Origin of the sequence: Stenotrophomonas sp. HMWF003 (assembly GCF_003061285.1) — a bacterium.
GTDB classification, from domain to species: Bacteria; Pseudomonadota; Gammaproteobacteria; order Xanthomonadales; family Xanthomonadaceae; genus Stenotrophomonas; species Stenotrophomonas maltophilia_AP.
Genome location: NZ_QAIW01000435.1, coordinates 22,907 through 23,718 on the forward strand (window position 1 = coordinate 22,907; position 812 = coordinate 23,718).

Sequence of the window (812 nt, forward strand, 5' to 3'; positions counted from 1 at the left end):
CCAGCGAATTGGCTTGGATGATCTCGGCGATCTTTTCCTTGCCGGCGCCGTTGGGACCGGTGATCAGCACCGGCAGCGCCGAGCGTGCCACCTGGCAGGCCAGGTTCACCACCCGCTCGCTGGCCGGATCGGCGACTACCGCGCCGCGCAGATCATAGCGTGCTTCCAGCGCCGTGCGGTCGCGCTGCTCGCGGTCGCGCCGGCGGTCCAGTTCGCGCCGCGTTTCGGACAGCTCCAGCAGGTTGTTCACCGTGACCAGCAGCTTGCGGTCGTCCCACGGTTTGGCCAGGTAGTCGGCCGCGCCGGCACGCACCAGGTCCACCGCGCTGCTGAGGTGGGTCCAGGCGGTCAGCAGGATCACCGGCAGGTCGGGGTGGCGGGCGCGGATCTGCTGGAACAGCGCTTCGCCTTCCTCGCCGGAGGTGGTGTCTTCGGTGAAGTTCATGTCCTGGATCACCAGGTCCACCGGCTGTTGCGCCAGCAGCGCCAGCCCGGCTTCGGGCGACAGCGCATGCAGCGCGTCGATATCGTGCAGCGAGAACAGCACTTCCAGTGCGGTGCCGACGCTGGCGTTGTCATCAATGATCAGGATCGAAGGCATGCGTCGACAGGGAACCGGGAGAAGGACAGAGAGTACCGGAGCACGGCGCCGGCGGGCAGGGCCGCCGGGCGCCGTCCTGGCTACCGCCGCGGTGGCGGCAGCGGCGGTGCAGGCGGCGGCGGGGGCAGCACCCCGCGCCACGCGGCAGTGCCTACCTGCACGGTCTGCTCGCGGCCATCGCGCTGCACGGTGACCGGCACCGTGCCCGGGC

General features: G+C 70.3%; 1 pseudogene. It reads right to left on the reverse strand.

The features are described from left to right. Window positions 1–601: pseudogene (locus tag DBR34_RS24035) on the reverse strand (response regulator); the annotation flags it as partial. Between the last annotated feature and the right edge of the window lie 211 nt (window positions 602–812).